This is a genomic window from Methylobacterium sp. W2 (assembly GCF_020662345.1).
In the GTDB taxonomy this organism is placed as follows: Bacteria; Pseudomonadota; Alphaproteobacteria; order Rhizobiales; family Beijerinckiaceae; genus Methylobacterium.
In genome coordinates this window covers 63,626-82,326 of sequence record NZ_VMOA01000013.1, presented here as the reverse complement: position 1 = coordinate 82,326, position 18,701 = coordinate 63,626, and the positions used below count along the sequence as shown (strand labels likewise).

Below are 18,701 nucleotides of genomic sequence, written 5' to 3'. Positions count from 1 at the left end.
GGGGATGGGCGGGCGCAAACCGAGGATATGGCCGTTCAGGGCTGCAAACCCGGCGGAAAGACGTTCGATAGGAAGAGTTTAGGGGGCGATGCCCCCGGAACCGTGATTCCGGGGGCATCGAGCCGTGTTCGGCCGCGCGTAGGCGGCATCTGATTCCAGGGCGCCGACCCTGCGCCCGCACCGTCCCGCACGGCTATGAAGCCGTCGGGCGCGGCGCTGGACGAGGATGTACCCACTCGCCGAGAGGGCCCGCGCTTCACGCGTGGTGAGCGCAGCCGCATCCTGCGGAATGGGCGCCGGTGGACCAGCGCGAGTGGCGGATCAAGGCGCAGAAATTGCCCCTGCGGAAGCTCGGTTCCTTGTCGGCGATGACGTCCGCCTTGACGTTGCCGAACGTCGTATCCGGCTTGTGTCGGATGCCGTCGTAGAAGGCCTGGATGATGTCCTCCTTGAAGTCGGGCGTCCGCGGGAAGGCGGATACCACCGCCTCACGCTCGGCGTCGGAGTATTCTCCGTAGGTCAGGCCGAGCACGTCCATCTCGACGCCGGCCGTGACGAGCGCCACCACCGGATGCATGTGGACCGGGATGCCGGGCGTCGTGTGCAGCGCGATGGCGGTCCAGACCGTATAGACGTCCGCCTCCGGCACCCCGTGCGCCTTCAGGAAGTCGCGGGCCGCATTGGCGCCGTCGACCTCGAAGCGCTCTTCCGCGCTGCTGTGGTCCGGCATCAGGCCGACATCGTGGAACATTGCTCCCGCATAGAGAAGGTCGCGGTCGAAGGTCAGGCCGCGGTGGATGCCGGCCAGGGCGCCGAATTGGTAGACCCGGCTCGAATGATGGAAGAGGAGTTCGGTTTCGGTGTCCCGGACGAACTCGGTGACGGCACGGGCCAGTTTGCTGTCCGGAACGGTGGCCAAGGTGGGAATGCTCATGATCGGGTTTCCTTTGCGCTGAGCCTCCCACCGGGCTACGAGACTCCATCATTGGCATCAATCGTCGTCTAACGGCGTTTTCTGCCATCGTTCCTGCATCCTCAGCCATGGAGCTTCGATGGCGCCCCGCTCCGTCGCCATCCTCGCCCTTCCGGGGGTCCAATTGCTCGATGTGGCCGGCCCGCTCGACGTCTTCGCCGAGGCCAACGTCCAGAGCGGCGAGGAGGTCTACGATCTCGCCATCGTCGGAACGGGCGCCGATACGATCCTCACATCGTCGGGACGGCGCCTCGTCGCCGATCTCGTGGCTCCCGGTTCCGCTCCGATGAGCTTCGACACGCTGCTGGTCGCCGGAGCGCCGCGCATGCACGAGACGGACCTCGACGGCGGTCTCGTGGATTGGCTCGTGACGGTTGCGAGGCAGTGCCGGCGCTACGGTTCGGTCTGCAGCGGGGCCTTCCTGCTCGGTCAGGCCGGCCTGCTGGACGGCCGGAGGGTGACGACGCATTGGGCCGTGGCGGAGGTGCTCGCGGCGCGCTACCCGGAGGCGTCGGTCGAGGCCGATGCGATCTGCCTCTTCGACGGCCCGCTGAGGACGGCGGCCGGGGTCACCGCGGGACTGGACCTCGCGCTGGCCCTCGTCGAGGAGGATCTCGGCCCGGAGATCGCGCGCCGAGTCGCCAGCCAACTCGTGATGTTCTTTCGACGCGGCGGCGGGCAGATGCAGTTCAGCCGCCGCGGGCTCAGTGCACCGGCCGGCCGCTCGGCCCTGCAGGAGGTGCAGCGCTGGGTGGCCGCGCATCCCGCAGAGGATCACGCGGTCGAGAAGCTCGCGGGGCGCGCGGGGATGAGTCCGCGCCATTTCGCGCGTCTGTTCAGGACCGAGACAGGACTGACACCGGCCGCCTACGTGGAGAACGTCCGGATCGAGGCTGTCCGACGCCTTCTGGAAACGGACGAGATCGTTCTCAAGCAGGTGGCGAGCGCTTGTGGGTTCCTCGACGCCGATACCCTCCGGCGGGCCTTCATGCGGCGCGTCGGGACGACGCCTGCGGAGTATCGGCGACGGCATCTGCATCGCTGAGCCGACGGCACAACCGAGCCTGCACGCCCGCTCGATCTTTCAGGTCCAGCTGAATCGGCGCCCATCCGGCAGCAGGCCCCGGTGAGCGCCCGGCCTCCTTCCCGCAAGTGGAAACCACTCACCGGGGAACAGGCACAGATTGGAACGGTTATCGAGTGGAGCGGCGCGGGGCGTGGACGTTTCTTCCCCTCGCGTCTCCGCCCATTCGAGAAACGCGGCCGGTGCCCTGCCCGGCCCCTGAGCTTTCAGGACACGCCCATGCTCATCGACAGCGGATCGCCCGGCGCTCCGGCCACCATCGGCATCAGCCTGACCATCAACGGCGAGGTCCGTGAGCTTCAGGTGGCGCCGTGGACCACCCTCCTCGACCTGCTGCGCGAGGATCTCGACCTCACCGGCACCAAGAAGGGCTGCGACCATGGCCAGTGCGGCGCCTGCACCGTGCTGGTGGACGGCAAGCGCATCAATTCCTGCCTTGCGCTCGCCGTGATGAAGGACGGCGCCGAGATCGTCACCGTCGAGGGGCTCGCCAAGCACGGCGGCCAGGACGGCGCGATGCACCCGCTCCAGGCCGCTTTCGTGGAGCGCGACGCCTTTCAGTGCGGATACTGCACCCCTGGCCAGCTCTGCTCGGCCGCCGGGATGATTGCGGAAGGTCACGCCACGTCGCGCGAAGAAATCCGCGAGGCCATGAGCGGCAACATCTGCCGCTGCGGTGCCTACACCAACATCGTCGATGCCATCGAAGACGTGATGCACGCGGGAGCCGCCCGATGAACCGCTTCGATTATGTTCGCCCGACCACGGTGGAGGAGGCGGTGCGAGCCATCGGCTCCACCGCGAATGCCCGCTTCATCGCCGGCGGCACCAACCTCGTCGACCTGATGAAGTACAATGTCGAGCGGCCCGAGCGCCTCGTCGACATCACCCGCCTGCCCCTCGAAGCCATCGAGGAGCATGAGGGGGGCCTACGCATCGGCGCCCTCGTCACCAATTCCACCGTCGCCTACGACGAGCGCGTCGAGAGCCGCTACCCGCTCCTGTCGAGCGCGATCCTGGCCGGTGCCTCGGGCCAGCTGCGCAATGCCGCCACCACCGGCGGCAACCTCAACCAGCGCACCCGCTGCTATTATTTCTACGACGAGGCGACGCCCTGCAACAAGCGCGAGCCCGGCTCGGGCTGTCAGGCGATCGGCGGCGTCAACCGCATCCACGCCATCTTCGGCACCAGCGAGACATGCATCGCCACCCACCCGTCCGACATGTGCGTGGCGCTGGCGGCCCTCGAAGCTGAGGTCCGCGTCACCGGGCCGGGCGGTGAGCGTCGCATCCCCTTCGCCGAGTTCCACCGCCTGCCGGGGGACACGCCGCAATACGACACCACCCTGAAGGCGGACGAGATCGTCCTCTCCGTCGACCTGCCGGACGAGGATTTTACCGGCCACCACACCTATCTGAAGCTGCGCGACAGGCTCTCCTACGCCTTCGCCCTGGTCTCGGTGGCCGCCTTGGTGCGTGTCGACGGGGACACGATCGGCGAGGCTCGCTTTGCCCTCGGCGGCGTCGCCCACAAGCCCTGGCGCAATGCCGAGGCCGAGGCCTTCCTCACGGGCAAGCCCGCCACCCGCGAGAGTTTCGAGGCCGCCGCGGAAATCGTGATGCGGGAGGCCAAGCCCCAATCCGAGAACGGCTTCAAGGTCGAACTCGCCCGGCGCGCCATCATCCGCGGCCTGACCCAGGCCGCTGCCGGCACGCCCCAGTCGCAATCCGACAAGCGCATCGCCTGAGGACCCGTCCAGACATGGCCAACAGCATCTCCTCCACCGGCACGGACAGCTTCGTCGGCACCGCGCGTAGCCGCGTCGACGGCCCCGCTAAGGTCACGGGCCAGGCGAAATACGCCGGCGAGTTCACCGCCATCGATCTCGCCCACGGCTACGTCGTCTCCGGCGGCATCGCCAAGGGCCGCATCACCGCCATCGACAGTGCGGCGGCGGAAGCCGTGCCCGGTGTCCTCAAGGTCTTCACCCACGAGAACCGGCCGCGCACGGCTTGGCTCGCTTACAATTACCAGGACGCCGTGGCGCCCCCCGGCTCGCCGTTCCGCGCCCTCTACGACGACAAGATCCATTACAGCGGCCAGCCGGTAGCCCTGGTGGTGGCCGAGGATTTCGGCACCGCCCGCTATGCCGCGTCCCTGGTGAAGGTCTCCTACGAGGCCGAGGAGCCGCTCACCGATGTCGAGCGCCAGCGCGAATTCGGCTACGAGCCGCCGAAGAAGCGGGCCGGCATCAAGCCGCCGCCCAAGCCCTGGGGCGATGCCGACGGTGCCTTCGCCTCGGCCCCGATCCAGCTCAGCGGCGACTACACCCTCGCCGTGGAGCACCATAACCCGATGGAGCCGCACGCCTCCACGGTGGTCTGGGACGGCGACGGCGCGATCACCGTCTACGACAAGATCCAGGGCGTCTCGAACAGCCAGGGCTATATCGCGGGCGTGTTCGGGATGGAGAAGGACAAGGTGCGGGTGCTCAACCCGTATCTCGGCGGCGGCTTCGGCCTCGGCCTGCGTCCGCAATACCAGCTCTTCCTCGCGGTCATGGCCGCGCGCGAGCTGGAACGCTCGGTGCGGGTGACCCTCACCCGCGACCAGATGTTCACCTTCGGCTACCGCCCCGACGTGCGCCAGACCATCTCCCTCGGCGCGGACGAGGGGGGCAAGCTCCGGTCGATCAAGCACAATGCCCTGTCGGGCACCTCGCGGTTCGAGGATTACCAGGAGGTCGTGGTCAACTGGTCGGCCATCCTCTACGGGGCCTGCGAGAACGTCTCCCTCGACTACAAGCTGACGCAGATCGACACCTACACCCCCGCCGACATGCGGGCGCCGGGGGCGGTGACGGGTGTCTTCGCCCTCGAGATCGCCATGGACGAACTGGCCTACGCCACCGGCCAGGACCCGATCGCGGTGCGACTCAAGAACTATACCGACCGCGACCCCACCGAGGACAAGCCGTTCGGCTCGAAGGCCCTGCGCGTCTGTTACGAGCAGGGTGCGGAGCGCTTCGGCTGGTCGGAGCGCAATCCCGAACCGCGCTCCATGCGCGACGGCAAGGAGCTCGTCGGCTGGGGCATGGCCACCGGCGTGTGGGAAGCGCTGATGCAGAAATCGGCGGCCCAGGCGACGCTCACCGCGGACGGCAAGCTGGTGGTCGGCAATTCCACCGGCGATATCGGCACCGGCACCTACACGATCCTCACCCAGATCGCCGCCGATACCCTCGGCCTGCCGATGGAGGACGTGACGACGAAGCTTGGCGACACCGACCTCGCCGAGGCGCCCGTGGCTGGCGGCTCGTGGACGGCGGCCTCGTCCGGCACGGCGGTGATGAAGGCCTGCCGCAAGATCGCGGCGGACGTCTTCGCCATGGCCCGCGCCATGGACGACTCGCCGCTGGCCAATGTCGATCTCGAGCGCGTCGTCTTCACCGGCGGCCGGATCGAGATGGCGGGGGACCCGTCCCGCAGCGTCTCGCTGGTGGACGCCATGAAGGCGGCCGGCGTCGACAAGGTCGAGGCGACCGAGAGCGCCGGTCCGGATGCGGGCCACATGAAGGAGTTCGCCTCCTACACCCACTCCGCCGTGTTCGCGGAAGTGAAGATCGACGAGGAGTTGGGCCAGGTCCGCCTGACCCGGATCGTCTCGGCGATCGCGGCGGGCCGGATCATCAACCTCAAGACCGCGCGCAGCCAGATCCTCGGCGGCGTGGTGATGGGGATCGGCTCGGCGCTGGAGGAAGAATCCATGCTCGACCACACGGTCGGCCGGTTCATGAACCACAATTTCGGCGAGTACCATGTGCCGGTGAATGCCGACATCCACGACATCGATGTGATCTTCGTGGAGGAGGACGACAAGGCCAATCCGATGGGCGTCAAGGGGCTGGGCGAGATCGGCATCGTCGGCACGGCGGCGGCCATCGCCAACGCAGTGTTCCACGCCACCGGCAAGCGCATCCGCGACCTGCCAATTACCATCGACAAGATCATTGGGTGATCGAATAGTCGAGACGAAAGTCTATCAAACGATCCGGGCCATCCGCGATGGTCCGGGTCGTTCGTCTACGGCAATGTCCGATACCTCAGCTCGCCAGTGGCAACGGTTCTCGGACGGATCGGCTTGAGCGCATATCGATGATCCTTTCGGCCAAATGCTCCGTATCCCGCGCGATCCCAGAGAAGCGGCCCGAGCCCCAGGTGTGGAGCCAGGGCAGGCCGACGAAATACAGGCCGTCCACCGGGGTCACGCCGCGTCTGTGGATCGGCAGGCCGCGCCCGTCGAAGGCGGGGGCGTCGATGAAGCTGAAATCGGCGCGGAAACCCGTCGCCCAGATCACGCTGCCGATGCCGGCTGCTTTGGTATCGAGGCTCGGCTCGTATGGTCCCGGCGCCCAGAGCGGGGTGTAATGCGCCTGTTCGGGAGCGGCGATGCCCTTGGCGGCGATGTGCCTGTCGATGGCGCCCTGGATGCCGGTATAGACCGCATCCGCGTTGTCGAGGTTCCGGCCCAGATCGTCGGCGAAACGCAGCACCGGCCCGTCGATGGACGTGAGGCGGCCATGGAGGCTCATGCCTTCCAGGGCGAAGCGGCGCAGGTCGATGTCGCGGCCACCATCGCGGCCGGTGAGGTAGTGATTGGCCTTGCGCCGCACATCCTCCTTGAGCGGGTGGTCCTCCACGGCGAGGTCGTACTGGCCCATCTCGGCGAGCCAATCGACGGCGTCGCGCCCGCGATGGACGCGTGGGCAGCGCGGGGCCGAGCCTACCACGAGATGGACCTTGCGGCCCGCCAGATGAAGATCCTCGGCGATCTGGCAGCCGGACTGGCCGGACCCCACCACCAGCACCGCGCCGTCCGGCATCAGGCCGGCCTTGCGGTAGGCCGAGGAATGAATCTGCGTGAGGTCTGCCGGCAGGCGTGCGGCGAAGGCCGGGATCGCGGGCACGTGATAGCCGCTGATCGCCATCACCACCTGATCGGCGGTGTGTTCGCCCCTGCTCGTCGCGACGGTGAAGCCGCCCTCGGGCCTGCGCCGGATCGCGGTCACCGCCACGCCCTCCACCACGGGCGCCTCGATCAGCCGGGCATAGGCCTCAATGTAGCCGACGATCTCGTCCCTGGGCATGAAGCCGTGGGGCTCCTCACCCGGATAGGGGAAGCCCGGCAGCTGGCACTGCCAGTTCGGGGTCACCAGGCAGAAGCTGTCCCAGCGCTGGGTCTTCCAGGCATGGGCGATGGTGTTTTTCTCGAACACGATGTGGTCGATGCCGTGCCGGCGGAGCTGGTAGCTCATCGACAGGCCGGCCTGGCCGCCGCCGACGACGATGACCGAATGGTGCGAGGGGGGCGTCGGGGTCTGGTCCATGGGGCGTCCTTCCGGCTCGGGCCGCTATTCCTCGAAGGCTTCGACGGTGACGCAGGCATCGGGCGTGGCGGAGAGCGCCGTCGCGCGCGCCTCGATCCGGGCGAGCTGTCCCAAAGCGAGGCTGCAGGGAAAGCCGTAACGGGCCTCCACCCGCTGGCTGGCGATGGTCAGCGCCGCCCGACTGCGGGCGACGAAATCGGCGACGGCGTAGGTCTCGCCGACCCCGAAATGCTCCTTGATCACGAGGGAGGGCGAGTAGCAGGCCTCGCGCCGGCCATCGGGCCAGCGCACGTGAAAGTGCATTTCAGGCATCCGACATCTCCTGTCTGCGGGCGGCGAGGGACGCGTAGGTCGGCCGATGCTTCTCGGCGCAGGCGCGCCAGGAATGCGCCTCGGCGACGGTGAGGCCCGCTTTGGCCAAAAGCTCCCTGGCGGAAGGCCGGAGGGCGGCGCGTATGCCGTCGAGGACCGATCCCTCGTCCTCCGGGTCGACGAACACCGTCTCCGCGGCCGTGAGATATTCGGTGAAGGGAGCCCGGTCGGAGACGAGGGTCGGCGTGCCGCTCGCCATCGCCTCGAGCACGCAGAGGCCGAATCCCTCTCTGAGGGAGGGAAAGACCAGGGCGTCGGCGAGGCGGTAGAGGGCCGGCATCGCGGCCTGGGGCACCGGTCCCGTCCGCACCACCGGACAGCCGGGGCCGACATCGAGGCCGTTGCGGTCGAGGGCCGCGCGGCAGCGGGCCTGGTAGCCGGAATGGTCGAGGAGCGAGGCGCCGCCGACGACGAGGAGCTGCGCATCCGGCCGTTCCTGCCTCAGCCGGGCGAAGGCCTCGATGATGGCGAGGCTGTTCTTGCGCTCCTCGAACCCGCCGACGCTGAGGAGGATCGGCCCCTTGCCGAGGCCCCACTCGCGACGCAAGGCGGCGTCCCCCTCCCCCGGCTCGGGTCCGAAGGCGCCGGTATCGACACCATTACCCACATTGAGGGCGGTAAGCCCGTAATCCCGCGTGAGCGCGCCCTGCCACAGGCTGCTGACGCAGAGGAGCGCGGTGGCGTCGAAGATCGCCCGGTCGTGCCAGTAGGCGAGTTGCGGATCGGAGAAGAGGTCGACGTGGTGGACTGTGCGCACGAAGCCGGGGATCAGGCGGCGGCGGGTGAGGGTGGCGAGCGCGTTGCCGCTGATCGCGTCCTGGGCATGGAAGACGTCGTAATCGCAGGCCGCCGGCGACGCGAAATGGCGCAGGTAATCCTCGATGCGGGTGCGGACGAGATCCACCGTCGATCCCGAGACCGGCCGCGCCGCCACCGAGATCACCGGACAGGAGGCCTTGCGGAAGAAGCCGCTGCCGGACGGGTCCGGCGCATGGACCACGGCCCGGTGGCCGAGGGCGGCGAGCGCTTCGCCCAGCGCCAGGGCATGGACCACCCCGCCGCGCGGATGGGTGGAATGCGCGAGGATCGCGATGCGGAGAGGACCGGTCATTCTCGTCACGTTTCCTGTCCGCAGCCGATGAGGGGGCTCCCGGCGAAGTCCCAGACCACGGCCTCCTCCGTCCCGTCCGACACCGTCGCGATGCGGCCCGCATCGACGCCGCCGATAACGGAGGCGGCGATGCCGCGATCCGTGAAGCGCCGGAGGACCGGCTCGACGTTCGAGGGGGGCACGCTGAGGAGGTAGCCGAAGCTCGGGAAGGCGGTGAGCCAGCGGGTGAGGGCGACGCCCTCCGGCCGGGGGATGCGGTCGAGGCGGATCGCGGCGCCGACGCGGGAGCATTCGAGCAGCATCAGCGCCGTGCCGACGAGGCCGGCCATGCTGATGTCTTTGGCGGCCTTGGCGAGGCCGTCCTCGGCGATGCCGGCGAGGATCGCCACGTCACCGCGGAGGCGCTCCGCCGGGGCGCCGGTGGCCGCATCCCAATAGGGGTGCGGATCGCGAAAGCCGCCGCGCAGGTCGATCGCCGCGACGAGGCTGTCGCCGGGCATGGCGTCGAAGCTGGTGAGGAGGCGCTTTGCCCGGCCGAGGATGGCGACGGCGAGGTGTTCGCCCGCGTTGCGGGTGTTGCTGTGCCCGCCGACAACCGGCACGCCGAAGGTCTCGGCCCCCGCCCTCAAACCGGCCAGGACCGGATCGGCATGGGCCTGGTCGCGGCACCACAGGGCATCGACCACCGCGAGGGGGCGGCCGCCCATGGCGGCGATGTCGCTGACATTGACCATCACCCCGCAGAACCCGGCGAAATACGGATCGGCGGCCACGAACCCGTCCATGAACCCCTCGATGGCCAGGAGCAGGTAGCCGTCGCCATCGGGAATGGCGGCGCAATCGTCGCCGAGCGGCACGGCGGCGGCGTGCCCGCCGAGGCCGAGCCGGCCGATTACGGCGTTGATGTCCCGCTTGTGGGCGAGGCCGCGCCCATGGCGGATTCCGTGCGCGATCTCGGCGAGGGAGGGGGGCAGGGTCATGGTCAGGCCGCCCGCCGGAGGAGCGTGACGAGGCCGCGCTCCGGGTCGGCCATGGGCGGGTAATGCGTGAGATCGGCCTGCATCAGGTGATGGGCGCGGCCGTGCAGGTCGACCTCGGTGAGGCTCGTCCAGTGCAGCGCCTGGAACAGGGGCGCGTTGGGGCTCTGCACATGGGCGAGGAAGCGGGTGCAGCCCCGCGCATGCGCCGAGGCCACCGCCACATGGATCAGGCCGGCGCCGAGCGCCCCGACCCGGCGGTAGTCGCGGGCCACCGCGAGACGCGAGCCCCACCATTCGCCGGGCCGGTCGGCGATCTCGTGGATGCGCACGGTGCCGACCACGGCGTCCGGAGCGCCGCCGAGGGTCGAGAGGGCACAGATCGGGATCGCCACCGCGTCGATGGCATCGCGATCATCGGGCTCGAAGATCGCCTGCTCGGCGCAGAAGACCTGCCGGCGCAGGGACGCCGTGCCGGCCCTCTCCCAGGGCGCGGTGGCGAACTTGATCCGGAAATGGCTCGACCGGTAGGCGGGAACGGGCTCGAACATGGTTCCGCTCACCGCTCATAGGTCGAGAGCGCCGAGCAGGCGCCGCAGCGGCCGCATCCGGCCTTGATGTCGGTGGAGCGCAACCCCGCCCCCGCCAGCATCGCCGCGAGCGGCTGGAGCACGGAATGCATGAAATCCGGAGAGGGGGCGGGATGGTCCTCCAGCGGCGTACCGGAGATCGGCACGAACGGCACCACGAAGGGGTAGACGCCCATGCCGATGAGGCGCTCGGACATCGCCAGGATGGCCCCCGCCGTGTCGCCGAGACCGGCGAGGATGTAGGTCGAGACTTGGCCCTTGCCGAAGATCGGCACGGCGGCGGCGAACGCCTCAAAATAGCGTTCCAGCGGTACGCTCGCCTTGCCGGGCATGATCGCGGCGCGCACCTCCGGGGTCACCGCCTCGAGATGCATGCCCAGCGCATCGACGCCCGACGCTTTCAGCCGGGCGAACCAGCGGTCGTCGTCCGGCGGCTCGCATTGGGCCTGGATCGGCAGGTCGACGGCCGCCTTCACCGCGAAGGCGCTCTCGCAGAGCACGGCCGCCCCCCTGTCGGTGGCGTTGGGGGTGCCCGTCGTCATCACCATGTGCTTGACGCCGTCGAGGAGAACGGCGGCGCGGGCCACCTCGGCGAGTTGCTGCGGCGTCTTGTGGGGGACGGTGCGTCCCGCCGCGAGCGACTGGCCGATGGAGCAGAACTGGCAGGTCTTGGTGCGGCTCTGGTAGCGGATGCAGGTCTGCAGCACGGTCGTTGCCAGCACGTCACGCCCGTGCAGCACCGCGATCTTCGAATAGGGCACCCCGTCGAGGGTCTGGAGCCCGTAGAAGCGCGGCTTGCCCGGAAACGTCACCCGGCCGATCACGGTGCCGTCATGCTCGATCACGCTCGACCCGTCGGCATCCGGCCGGCGCACGAGATAGGGCGAATCGAAGGCGCCCGCCGTATGGACCGGCACCATCACCGTGCGGCCGGCGATGGTCATCGCCTTGTGGTCGGAGGGTCCCGCCCCGCCCCGGCGGCTGGCGACCCCGGCGCGGGTGTCAGCCAGCCTGACTCCGTAGGATTGCAGGGCGTTGATCAGATGCTCCGTCGGCATCCCCTGGTAGACCGGGGACGGCGCCGGCGAGGAAGCGGCCGGGGAGGTCAGCAGCGGAGAGTCGCTCATGGTCGGTGCTCCGGGGATGCGGGATGTCCGATACGGGCGTGGTCACCACCGTGCGGGCGGGACGCGCGTCGTGGTTGAGGCTGAGGAGTTCGGGACGGGCGTAATGGCCGACCGAATCCATCATCCGCTTGCGCTTTGTGACCAGCGCCATGTCCATGTCGGCGACGAGGATACCCTCGCCCTCCGTCATCGGCGGGACGAGGTGCTTGCCTTCCGGCGAGACGATGGCGGTGCAATTGCCGCCGCGCAGGGCCCCGCGCATCCGCTCGTCGGGAGAGATTGTGGCGATCTGCGCCTCGGTGAGCCAGCCGGTGGCGTTGACGACGAAGGCGGCCGCCTCCAGCGCATGGTGCCGGATCGTCACCTCCATCTGGTCGGCGAAGATCTGACCAACCATGGAGCCCGGGAACTGGGCCGCGTGGATCTCCTCGTGCTGCGCCATCAGGGCGTAGCGGGCGAGCGGGTTGTAATGCTCCCAGCACGCCAGGGCGCCGACGCGGCCCACCGCGGTTTCGACCACCTTCAGCCCGGCGCCGTCGCCCTGCCCCCAGATCATGCGCTCGTGATAGGTCGGCGTGATCTTGCGGCGCTTGAGGAGGAGCGTCCCGTCGGCGTCGAAGATCAGCTGCGCGTTGTAGAGCGAGCCGTGGTCACGCTCGTTGATGCCGAGCACGATCACCGCGCCGTGCCGGCGGGCGGCCGCTGAGACCGCCTGCGTCACCGGCCCCGGCACCGTCACCGCGCCCTCGTAGAGCCTCAGGTGCTCCGGCCCCTGCGCCGCCGGCGGGGCGATGAAGGAGAAGTACGGGTAGTACGGCACGAAGGTCTCGGGGAACACGATGAACCGCGCTCCCTTGCCCGCCGCTTCGTCGATGGCGGCGAGCACTCTCTCCAGCGTCCCGCCCGGCCGCTCCAGATCGGGTGAGATCTGAACGGCGGCAGCGCGCACGATGCGTGGCTCGGACAAGCGTGATTCGGACATGGGTCCGTTCCTTGGGGATCAGTGGTTGCCATGCCGCCGCAGGGACCGGCAGGCAGGACTCTCAGCGCAGCACCCCCTCTCCCCGCCTGCGGGGAGAGGGGTCAGGCGCGCCTCACACCGTCCAGGTGTCGATCACCACGGCGTTGTCGCGCTTGTGCAGGAGGACGAGGTCGAGGACGTCGGTGGGGGCGATGGGGCGGATGCCCTCGATCAGCGAGGGCTCGCCGTGGCCATAGAGGGCCTGGAGCGCGAACCGGCAGGCATAGACCTTGCCGCCTTCGGAGAGGAACTTCACGATCTGGTTGTTCATGTTCATGTGGCCGGGGAAAGCCTCGTCGCCGAGGGTCGGGAAGCCGCGCTGGACGCCGAGGGTCACGCCGGGGCCGTAGAGCAGCACCGAGGTCTCGAAGCCCTTTCGCAGCAGGCGCGTCGCCTGGAGCAGGTTCACGAAACCGATGGAGCCCTCGAAGGCCACGGTGTGGAAGGTGACGAGGGCCTTCTGGCCCGGCTCGGCCTTCACGTCCTCGAAGACCTTCTCTTCGTAATCGACGAAGTAATCGCCCTTCTTATGGTGCTCGGCACTGACGGCTGGCATCGGAAACACTCCCTGATATCGCGATGTCCGCCGCGATCATTGCTGGCGACGGCCTATCAGGGGATGGCAATCCGTGTGCCAGCGTCGGAGACAGTGCGATCCAGCCAATTCCACGCTGGGGAATACATGCAATCGTCCAGTCAATGCGCAGCGAGGCGCACCACCTCCAGCAGCCGCGATGGCGCCTAAAAACCGAGCATACGATGCATAGATACTCGACATATGCATTCAGATACTGGCGGCTTATTTGACTGTATTGACCGGAAATCGTCACTCTGCCTGGCGCCGCGATGCGGCGGCACGACGTTTGCTATCCATACAATCCAACATAGGATCGACATTGACTGGTTTTGCGATGATCACCGGACAGAGATCGAGGAAGCCGGGCCGCCACACGGGGCCGCCGACGAGCCCATCCCCGCCGCCGGACGGCTGGACGCCGGATCTCGGGCGCTGGGGCAAGCCGCATTACCTCGCCATCGCCGAAGCCATCGCCGACGATATCCGCACCGGACGACTCGCCGTCGCCGAACGCCTGCCGCCCCAGCGGGCGCTCGCCGAGCAGCTGGACCTGAACTTCACCACTGTGGCGCGCGGCTACGTCGAGGCGCGGCGTCGTGGCCTCGTGGAGGCGAGGGTCGGCCAGGGCACGTTCGTGGCCGGTCTCGTGAAGCCGATGCCCCAGCCCAGGACCGTGGCCCCGCGCCGGCACGGCCCCGTCGACTTCACCATGAACCTGCCGCCGGAACCCGACGACCCCGCTCTGCTCGCGCGGATGCAGGGCGGCCTCGCGGCGGTCTCGGAGGATCTGCCGAACCTGCTGCGCTACCAGGGCTTCGGCGGGACGCCCGAGGACAAGGACGCGGCGATCGCGTGGCTGCGTCGTCGCGGCCTCGAAGCGCCGCGCGACCGCCTGCTGATCTGCCCCGGCGCCCATGCCGCCCTCGGCGCCGTGATGAGTCTCGTGGCGCAACCGGGCGACACGATCTGCTGCGAGGCGCTGACCTATCCCGGCGCGCGGGCGCTCGCGGCCCATCTCGGCCTGCGCCTGGTCGGGTTGCCGATGGATGGAGAGGGCATCGACGCCGCCGCCTTCGCGGCCACCTGCACCCGGCATGCGCCGAAGGCGCTCTACCTCAACCCGACCCTGCAGAACCCGACCACGATCACCGTCTCGGCGGCCCGCCGCGAGGCCATCGTCACCGTGGCGCGACGCTACAACGTGGCGATCATCGAGGACGACGCCTACGGCTTCGTGCCGGTGACGCCACCGGCGCAGTTCTACCGATTGGCGCCGGAGATCACCTATCACGTGGCCGGCCTCGCCAAATGCCTCGGCGCCGGCCTGCGGCTCGCCTACATGCTGGCACCCAGCGCGCGGGCGGCGCTGCAGCTGACGGCGGCCCTGCGCGCCTCCACGGTGATGGCCTCGCCGATCACCACGGCCCTCGCCACACGCTGGATCGGCGACGGCACCGCCGAGGCGATCCTCGCCTTCGTCCGCTCGGAATCCCGGGCGCGGCAGGCAATCGCCGCCGGGATGCTGGGGCGGCACAGCGTGACCGCCGACCCGGCCGGCTTCCATCTCTGGCTCTCGCTACCCGAGGGCTGGACGCGTTCGGCCTTCGCCAGCCAGGCCCGCGCGGCGGGAATCGGCGCGGTCGCCAGCGACGCCTTCCTCGCCGCCGGCGAAGCCCCGGAAGCCGTGCGGATCTGCCTCGGCGGCCTCGCCAGCCGCGCGGAGATCGCGCAATCGCTGGAAATTCTGGCCCACGTCCTGTCGCACTCGCCCGCGCTGGCTTCGGCCTATATCTAGCGGATCACATCGGACGCTTCGTGCCCACTTGGGGTGTCCGTGATGGGTGGTATGCGGCCCGTCAGCTTCCGGGAGAGCAATGCGAAAACCTGCCCTCGGCAGTGCTTTGCCGCTTTTATAAAAATTATCGAGTTTCGAGAGTCGGACCTCCTACCGATACCCTCGCCGTTCCATCTTAATCGGCGTTTGCAAGACCGTGACAAGATCACGACGTCCTCCGGGCAAGCCTCTAACGGAGAAGATCGGCCGGCACCCGCTTCAGCTTGCCGGGATTGCGCGTGACATAGATGGCGACGATCCGATCGTCTTGAATATGCAGCGCCGTCACCTGCACGATGCCGCCCGTCTCCACGGTGAGGAACCCCGGCAAACCATCGATGATCGCATAACGCAGGAGTTGCGACGGGGAGCGTGCGAAATCGCCCGCCATTTCCGCATGGCGCCCCAGCACCGCGTCGATGCCGATGAGCGGCGTCGGTGTTGCCGGAACCTTGCCGCCACCGTCGGCGCAGGCGATCACATCCTCCGTCAGCATGGCGCGGAGAGCGCTCAGGTCACCGTTGCGTGAGGCCGCGAAGAATGCGGCGGCAATCTTGAGGCCGTGCTCTTTGGTCACGACAAAGCGCGGGCGCTCCTGCCGAAGATGCGTCCGCGCCCGGCTGGCGAGCTGACGGCAGGCCGCGGGAGTCCGGTCGATGGCTTGTGCCACCTCCGGGAAATCCATGCCGAACACGTCGTGCAGCAGGAAGGCGGCGCGCTCCAACGGCGACAGCCGTTCCAGCGCGATCATCAACGGCAGGGTGATGTCGTCGGCTGGATCGGTATCATCGGGATCGAAGATCGGTTCCGGCAGCCACGGGCCGATATAGGTTTCGCGCCGACGGCGGGCCGACTTCAACTGATTGAGGCAGAGGCGCGTGACGACGACACGCAGAAACGCGGCCGGCTCATGCACCGACGCGGGGTCCAGCGCCAGCCAGCGTGAATAGGCGTCTTGCACCACGTCCTCCGCGTCTGCGACCGATCCCAGCATCCGGTAGGCAAGCCGGGTCAGGCGCGGGCGAAGCTCTTGCAGATAGGGATCGGAAACGCCGGTCATACCCGAACTACGCGCCTGTCAGGTCCCGGCCACGAACGAAGGCGCGCGTGACCCGTGCGACCCGTGCCCCGAGATGCCGAGCGGTGGCGAGATCAGCTTCCGGGGGCGCCCTGTCCGGGCCTTCGTCGGTGTTCGATTGTGCCGCAGCGCCGATCCAGAAGCCCAGCCGGTTCATGTCCGTTTCCGAGCCGGACGTCGAGTTGTTGGCGGGTGGCAGATCGAGGCTGACCCAATGCATGCCGTGTTGCGCGGCGAACAGAACCATTTGAACCAGCGTCGACAGTTTGTCGCCGGCCCGCGTTCCGGAATTGGTGAAACCGGCGGCGATCTTATCCTTCCATAGGTAGCCCCCAGCCATCATCACGTGTGAGGTCGCTTCCTGAAAGGCTTTGAACGACGCCGAGGCCGCACCCATGTAGGTCGGCGCGCCGAAAATGATCGCGTGCGCGGCATGAAGATCATCCCAGCGCTGCTGCGCTTCTTCGACGGGAAGGAGCAGAGGGCGGGAACCACCGGCCTGCCGCACGCCCTCCGCCACCGCCTCGGCCTGCCGGGCGGTGTGTCCATAGCCGCTATGGTAGACGATCGCGACGCAGATACCGTCCTCCGTCTGCGTGTCATGCCGACCGTATTCTTCCGTGATGTGCATCATGCCCTCCTGTTCAAATGCAGTCGGGAGGCATGACAAGTCAGCATGGCTTAGTGTGACATCGCAGACAGAGGTAACGTAACTTAGGCGGCACCCCTTTCCCAAAATCTGTTCCCGATTCCCCATTCCCGAAATGGCCATGCGGAGATGGAAAAACGCCATCCTTTGTGGCTGTCCGAATGTCCGATTCGGGGAAGACCTGACGATTATCGGAAAGGTGACAAAGGGTCGAAACCGACCCCGTCAGATTCCGACCGCCAGCCGAAGCGGGGTCTCGTCGAATCCGCTGGAAGTCGAGCTCAAGATGTGCCGGGTGGATAGCTCCGTCAGCTCGCCACAATGTACGAAACAAGACTAATCGATCCACATGAGAGTCCGCGACGGATCCGCCCTTACCTTGACCGACCTCCTGCAAAGCTGTGGATAGCGACGTCCTGTCCCTGCACGGCGCGGAACCTCCCCGGCGGCGATCGGTTTGCCATGTCCTCCTCAGGGCCAGCCTCACGAGCCAGCCTCGACCGACGACGATCCGGAGCCTCATGCTGTTTCCCACCGACGATTCGGCGCATCCCCTGGCGCTCAAATTCCATGCCTTCATCAAGGATCAGCCCTTTCCCTGCGTCGGCGCGAAATCGGCCCTCGCCAAGGGGCAGCTGAAGGTGTTGGTCGCGCGCGACGTCGCCTCGGGCTGGGACGACACGCGGATCTATCCGGCACTCCTCGCCTTCATCTGTCGCTACAGGGCGAACCCGAAGCTGTTTCAGAGCTTTGCCGTGGTGTTCGAGGACGCTTCACTCCTCTCCGAAGAGCGGTTCGAGGGGCACCTGTGGGACCGAGTACAGTCCCTGTCCGACAAGGACGCCTTCCTCGGCCAGCGTTACGACAAGCGCGTGCAGGCCGACCCGGACGATCCGCATTTCGCCCTGTCCTTCGGCGGCGAGGCGTTTTTCCTCGTCGGGATGCATCCCGGCGCGAGCCGGCCGGCCCGGCGCTTCTCGCATCCCGTCCTCGTCTTTAATGTGCGCGCCCAGTTCGAGCAGCTGCGCGAGGAGGGGCGTTACGAGGGACTGCGGTCGGCGATCCTCGCCCGCGACGAGGCGCTGGCTGGATCGATCAACCCGATGCTGGCCCGGCACGGCGATGCCTCGGAAGCGCGCCAGTATAGTGGACGCGCCGTCGGCGGCGACTGGGTGTGTCCGTTCCAGGGTCGGGCGAAGGGCGACAATGATCGCGTCGCAGAGGATGGCCGCGATGCAGCCTGAGACCGCTTTTCCCCCGCTCCGCCGCCACGAGATCGCGCCCCGCAGCGGCGTCGCCTTCGAGCTGGCCAAGGGCGACCGCCTCACCATCATCGATCCGAAGGGCGAGCAGGTGGCCGATCTCCTCGCTTTCTCGCGCGCGGACCGTGACGAGGTGATCTCGTCGGGTCGTACCCTCGATTACGCCAGCCGCATCTACCTGACGACGGGCGACCCGATCTATTCCAACCGCTCCAATGTCCTCCTTCGCATCGTCGAGGATACGGTGGGCCGGCACGATTTCCTCCTCACCCCGTGCTCGGCCGATACGTTCCGCATCATCTATGGCGACGCGCATCCGCACCGGGGTTGCTTCGGCAACCTCGCCGCCGCACTCGCTCCCTACGGCATCGAGCCTGACCGTATCCCGGTGGCCTTCAACGTGTTCATGAACGTCGTGGTGAACGGCGAGACAGGGGAATTGAAGGTCGAGCCGCCCCTGAGTCGGGCTGGCGATCACGTGACGTTCGAGGCGGAGACCGACCTCATCATCGGGCTCACCGCCTGCTCGGCCCTGCAATCGAACAACAATGCCTTCAAGCCGATCCAGTACGAGATCCGGCCCGCAGGTGCGGCGCCGCAATCGCCCTGACCCGGCGGCTCGTGCTAGGGGCCCCGCTGCCCCGGACACGAGATCAGCG

Annotated in this window: 18 protein-coding genes; 7 read left to right on the top strand and 11 right to left on the bottom strand. The window is 68.0% G+C overall.

The features are described from left to right. Positions 1-256: 256 nt before the first annotated feature. Positions 257-934, bottom strand: a complete 678-nt coding sequence (locus tag FPV16_RS09550; protein WP_227437967.1) for an HD domain-containing protein — start codon at positions 932-934, stop codon at positions 257-259. Between the two features lie 118 nt (positions 935-1,052). Between FPV16_RS09550 and FPV16_RS09545 the strand changes: the two genes are divergently transcribed. From FPV16_RS09545 to FPV16_RS09530, 4 genes are all read left to right on the top strand, one after another. After that, positions 1,053-2,018, top strand: coding sequence for a GlxA family transcriptional regulator (locus tag FPV16_RS09545; RefSeq protein ID WP_227437966.1), 966 nt, complete (start codon positions 1,053-1,055; stop codon positions 2,016-2,018). A 258-nt stretch (positions 2,019-2,276) separates the two neighbouring features. Next, on the top strand, positions 2,277-2,795 hold the full coding sequence (locus FPV16_RS09540; RefSeq protein ID WP_227437965.1) for a (2Fe-2S)-binding protein: 519 nt from the start codon (positions 2,277-2,279) through the stop codon (positions 2,793-2,795). Beyond that, entirely contained in the window at positions 2,792-3,805 is a 1,014-nt protein-coding gene (locus FPV16_RS09535) for an FAD binding domain-containing protein (protein WP_227437964.1), read from the top strand. The genes FPV16_RS09540 and FPV16_RS09535 overlap by 4 nt, the downstream gene beginning before the upstream one ends. A 14-nt stretch (positions 3,806-3,819) precedes the next feature. Then, entirely contained in the window at positions 3,820-6,075 is a 2,256-nt protein-coding gene (locus FPV16_RS09530) for a xanthine dehydrogenase family protein molybdopterin-binding subunit (RefSeq protein WP_227437963.1), read from the top strand. 85 nt (positions 6,076-6,160) lie between these two features. On the opposite strand, the gene FPV16_RS09525 is transcribed toward FPV16_RS09530, so the two are convergent. The 8 genes from FPV16_RS09525 to FPV16_RS09490 form a co-directional block, all read right to left on the bottom strand. After that, entirely contained in the window at positions 6,161-7,444 is a 1,284-nt protein-coding gene (locus tag FPV16_RS09525) for an MSMEG_0569 family flavin-dependent oxidoreductase (protein ID WP_227437962.1), read from the bottom strand. 24 nt (positions 7,445-7,468) lie between these two features. Continuing rightward, a complete protein-coding gene (locus FPV16_RS09520) occupies positions 7,469-7,756 on the bottom strand; it encodes an MSMEG_0570 family nitrogen starvation response protein (RefSeq protein WP_227437961.1) in 288 nt (95 codons plus the stop codon). Continuing rightward, positions 7,749-8,927 (bottom strand): MSMEG_0565 family glycosyltransferase, encoded by a 1,179-nt coding sequence (locus tag FPV16_RS09515; protein ID WP_227437960.1) that lies wholly within the window; start codon positions 8,925-8,927, stop codon positions 7,749-7,751. Before FPV16_RS09515 ends, FPV16_RS09520 begins: the two co-directional genes overlap by 8 nt. A 5-nt stretch (positions 8,928-8,932) precedes the next feature. Next, the gene (locus tag FPV16_RS09510) at positions 8,933-9,907 is read right to left on the bottom strand and encodes a sll0787 family AIR synthase-like protein (protein ID WP_227437959.1); all 975 of its coding nucleotides are present in this window, start codon (positions 9,905-9,907) and stop codon (positions 8,933-8,935) included. A 2-nt stretch (positions 9,908-9,909) separates the two neighbouring features. Then, entirely contained in the window at positions 9,910-10,455 is a 546-nt protein-coding gene (locus tag FPV16_RS09505; protein WP_227437958.1) for an MSMEG_0567/Sll0786 family nitrogen starvation N-acetyltransferase, read from the bottom strand. An 8-nt stretch (positions 10,456-10,463) separates the two neighbouring features. Further along, complete coding sequence (locus FPV16_RS09500) at positions 10,464-11,552, bottom strand: MSMEG_0568 family radical SAM protein (protein WP_227438006.1); 1,089 nt, start codon at positions 11,550-11,552, stop codon at positions 10,464-10,466. After that, on the bottom strand, positions 11,497-12,588 hold the full coding sequence (locus FPV16_RS09495) for a Nit6803 family nitrilase (RefSeq protein WP_227438005.1): 1,092 nt from the start codon (positions 12,586-12,588) through the stop codon (positions 11,497-11,499). The genes FPV16_RS09500 and FPV16_RS09495 overlap by 56 nt, the downstream gene beginning before the upstream one ends. Positions 12,589-12,715: 127 nt before the next feature. After that, entirely contained in the window at positions 12,716-13,198 is a 483-nt protein-coding gene (locus FPV16_RS09490) for an MSMEG_0572/Sll0783 family nitrogen starvation response protein (protein ID WP_018041839.1), read from the bottom strand. Positions 13,199-13,553: 355 nt separating this feature from the next. Between FPV16_RS09490 and FPV16_RS09485 the strand changes: the two genes are divergently transcribed. After that, positions 13,554-15,014: a PLP-dependent aminotransferase family protein gene (locus FPV16_RS09485; protein ID WP_227437957.1), complete on the top strand. Its 1,461-nt coding sequence runs from the start codon at positions 13,554-13,556 to the stop codon at positions 15,012-15,014. Between the two features lie 229 nt (positions 15,015-15,243). Here the strand turns inward: FPV16_RS09485 and FPV16_RS09480 are convergent, their stop codons facing one another. Together FPV16_RS09480 and FPV16_RS09475 are read right to left on the bottom strand one after the other, a co-directional pair. Then, positions 15,244-16,113 (bottom strand): sigma-70 family RNA polymerase sigma factor, encoded by an 870-nt coding sequence (locus FPV16_RS09480; RefSeq protein WP_227437956.1) that lies wholly within the window; start codon positions 16,111-16,113, stop codon positions 15,244-15,246. 7 nt (positions 16,114-16,120) lie between these two features. Next, positions 16,121-16,765: a flavodoxin family protein gene (locus FPV16_RS09475; protein WP_227437955.1), complete on the bottom strand. Its 645-nt coding sequence runs from the start codon at positions 16,763-16,765 to the stop codon at positions 16,121-16,123. Between the two features lie 536 nt (positions 16,766-17,301). On the opposite strand from FPV16_RS09475, the gene gntA reads away from it, so the two are divergent. After that, entirely contained in the window at positions 17,302-18,024 is a 723-nt protein-coding gene (gntA, locus tag FPV16_RS09470) for a guanitoxin biosynthesis heme-dependent pre-guanitoxin N-hydroxylase GntA (protein WP_227437954.1), read from the top strand. Further along, on the top strand, positions 18,005-18,652 hold the full coding sequence (locus FPV16_RS09465) for a DUF1989 domain-containing protein (RefSeq protein ID WP_227437953.1): 648 nt from the start codon (positions 18,005-18,007) through the stop codon (positions 18,650-18,652). The genes gntA and FPV16_RS09465 overlap by 20 nt, the downstream gene beginning before the upstream one ends. Positions 18,653-18,701 lie beyond the last annotated feature (49 nt).

Coding starts and splice junctions, on each gene's coding strand:
- FPV16_RS09490 (WP_018041839.1), bottom strand. CDS start 13,198: ATGCCAGCCGTCAGTGCCGAGCACCATAAGAAGGGCGATTACTTCGTC.
- FPV16_RS09530 (WP_227437963.1), top strand. CDS start 3,820: ATGGCCAACAGCATCTCCTCCACCGGCACGGACAGCTTCGTCGGCACC.
- FPV16_RS09500 (WP_227438006.1), bottom strand. CDS start 11,552: ATGCCGACGGAGCATCTGATCAACGCCCTGCAATCCTACGGAGTCAGG.
- FPV16_RS09510 (WP_227437959.1), bottom strand. CDS start 9,907: ATGACCCTGCCCCCCTCCCTCGCCGAGATCGCGCACGGAATCCGCCAT.
- FPV16_RS09540 (WP_227437965.1), top strand. CDS start 2,277: ATGCTCATCGACAGCGGATCGCCCGGCGCTCCGGCCACCATCGGCATC.
- FPV16_RS09505 (WP_227437958.1), bottom strand. CDS start 10,455: ATGTTCGAGCCCGTTCCCGCCTACCGGTCGAGCCATTTCCGGATCAAG.
- FPV16_RS09465 (WP_227437953.1), top strand. CDS start 18,005: ATGGCCGCGATGCAGCCTGAGACCGCTTTTCCCCCGCTCCGCCGCCAC.
- FPV16_RS09480 (WP_227437956.1), bottom strand. CDS start 16,113: ATGACCGGCGTTTCCGATCCCTATCTGCAAGAGCTTCGCCCGCGCCTG.
- FPV16_RS09525 (WP_227437962.1), bottom strand. CDS start 7,444: ATGGACCAGACCCCGACGCCCCCCTCGCACCATTCGGTCATCGTCGTC.
- FPV16_RS09520 (WP_227437961.1), bottom strand. CDS start 7,756: ATGCCTGAAATGCACTTTCACGTGCGCTGGCCCGATGGCCGGCGCGAG.
- FPV16_RS09515 (WP_227437960.1), bottom strand. CDS start 8,927: ATGACCGGTCCTCTCCGCATCGCGATCCTCGCGCATTCCACCCATCCG.
- gntA (WP_227437954.1), top strand. CDS start 17,302: ATGCTGTTTCCCACCGACGATTCGGCGCATCCCCTGGCGCTCAAATTC.
- FPV16_RS09475 (WP_227437955.1), bottom strand. CDS start 16,765: ATGATGCACATCACGGAAGAATACGGTCGGCATGACACGCAGACGGAG.
- FPV16_RS09550 (WP_227437967.1), bottom strand. CDS start 934: ATGAGCATTCCCACCTTGGCCACCGTTCCGGACAGCAAACTGGCCCGT.
- FPV16_RS09535 (WP_227437964.1), top strand. CDS start 2,792: ATGAACCGCTTCGATTATGTTCGCCCGACCACGGTGGAGGAGGCGGTG.
- FPV16_RS09485 (WP_227437957.1), top strand. CDS start 13,554: ATGATCACCGGACAGAGATCGAGGAAGCCGGGCCGCCACACGGGGCCG.
- FPV16_RS09545 (WP_227437966.1), top strand. CDS start 1,053: ATGGCGCCCCGCTCCGTCGCCATCCTCGCCCTTCCGGGGGTCCAATTG.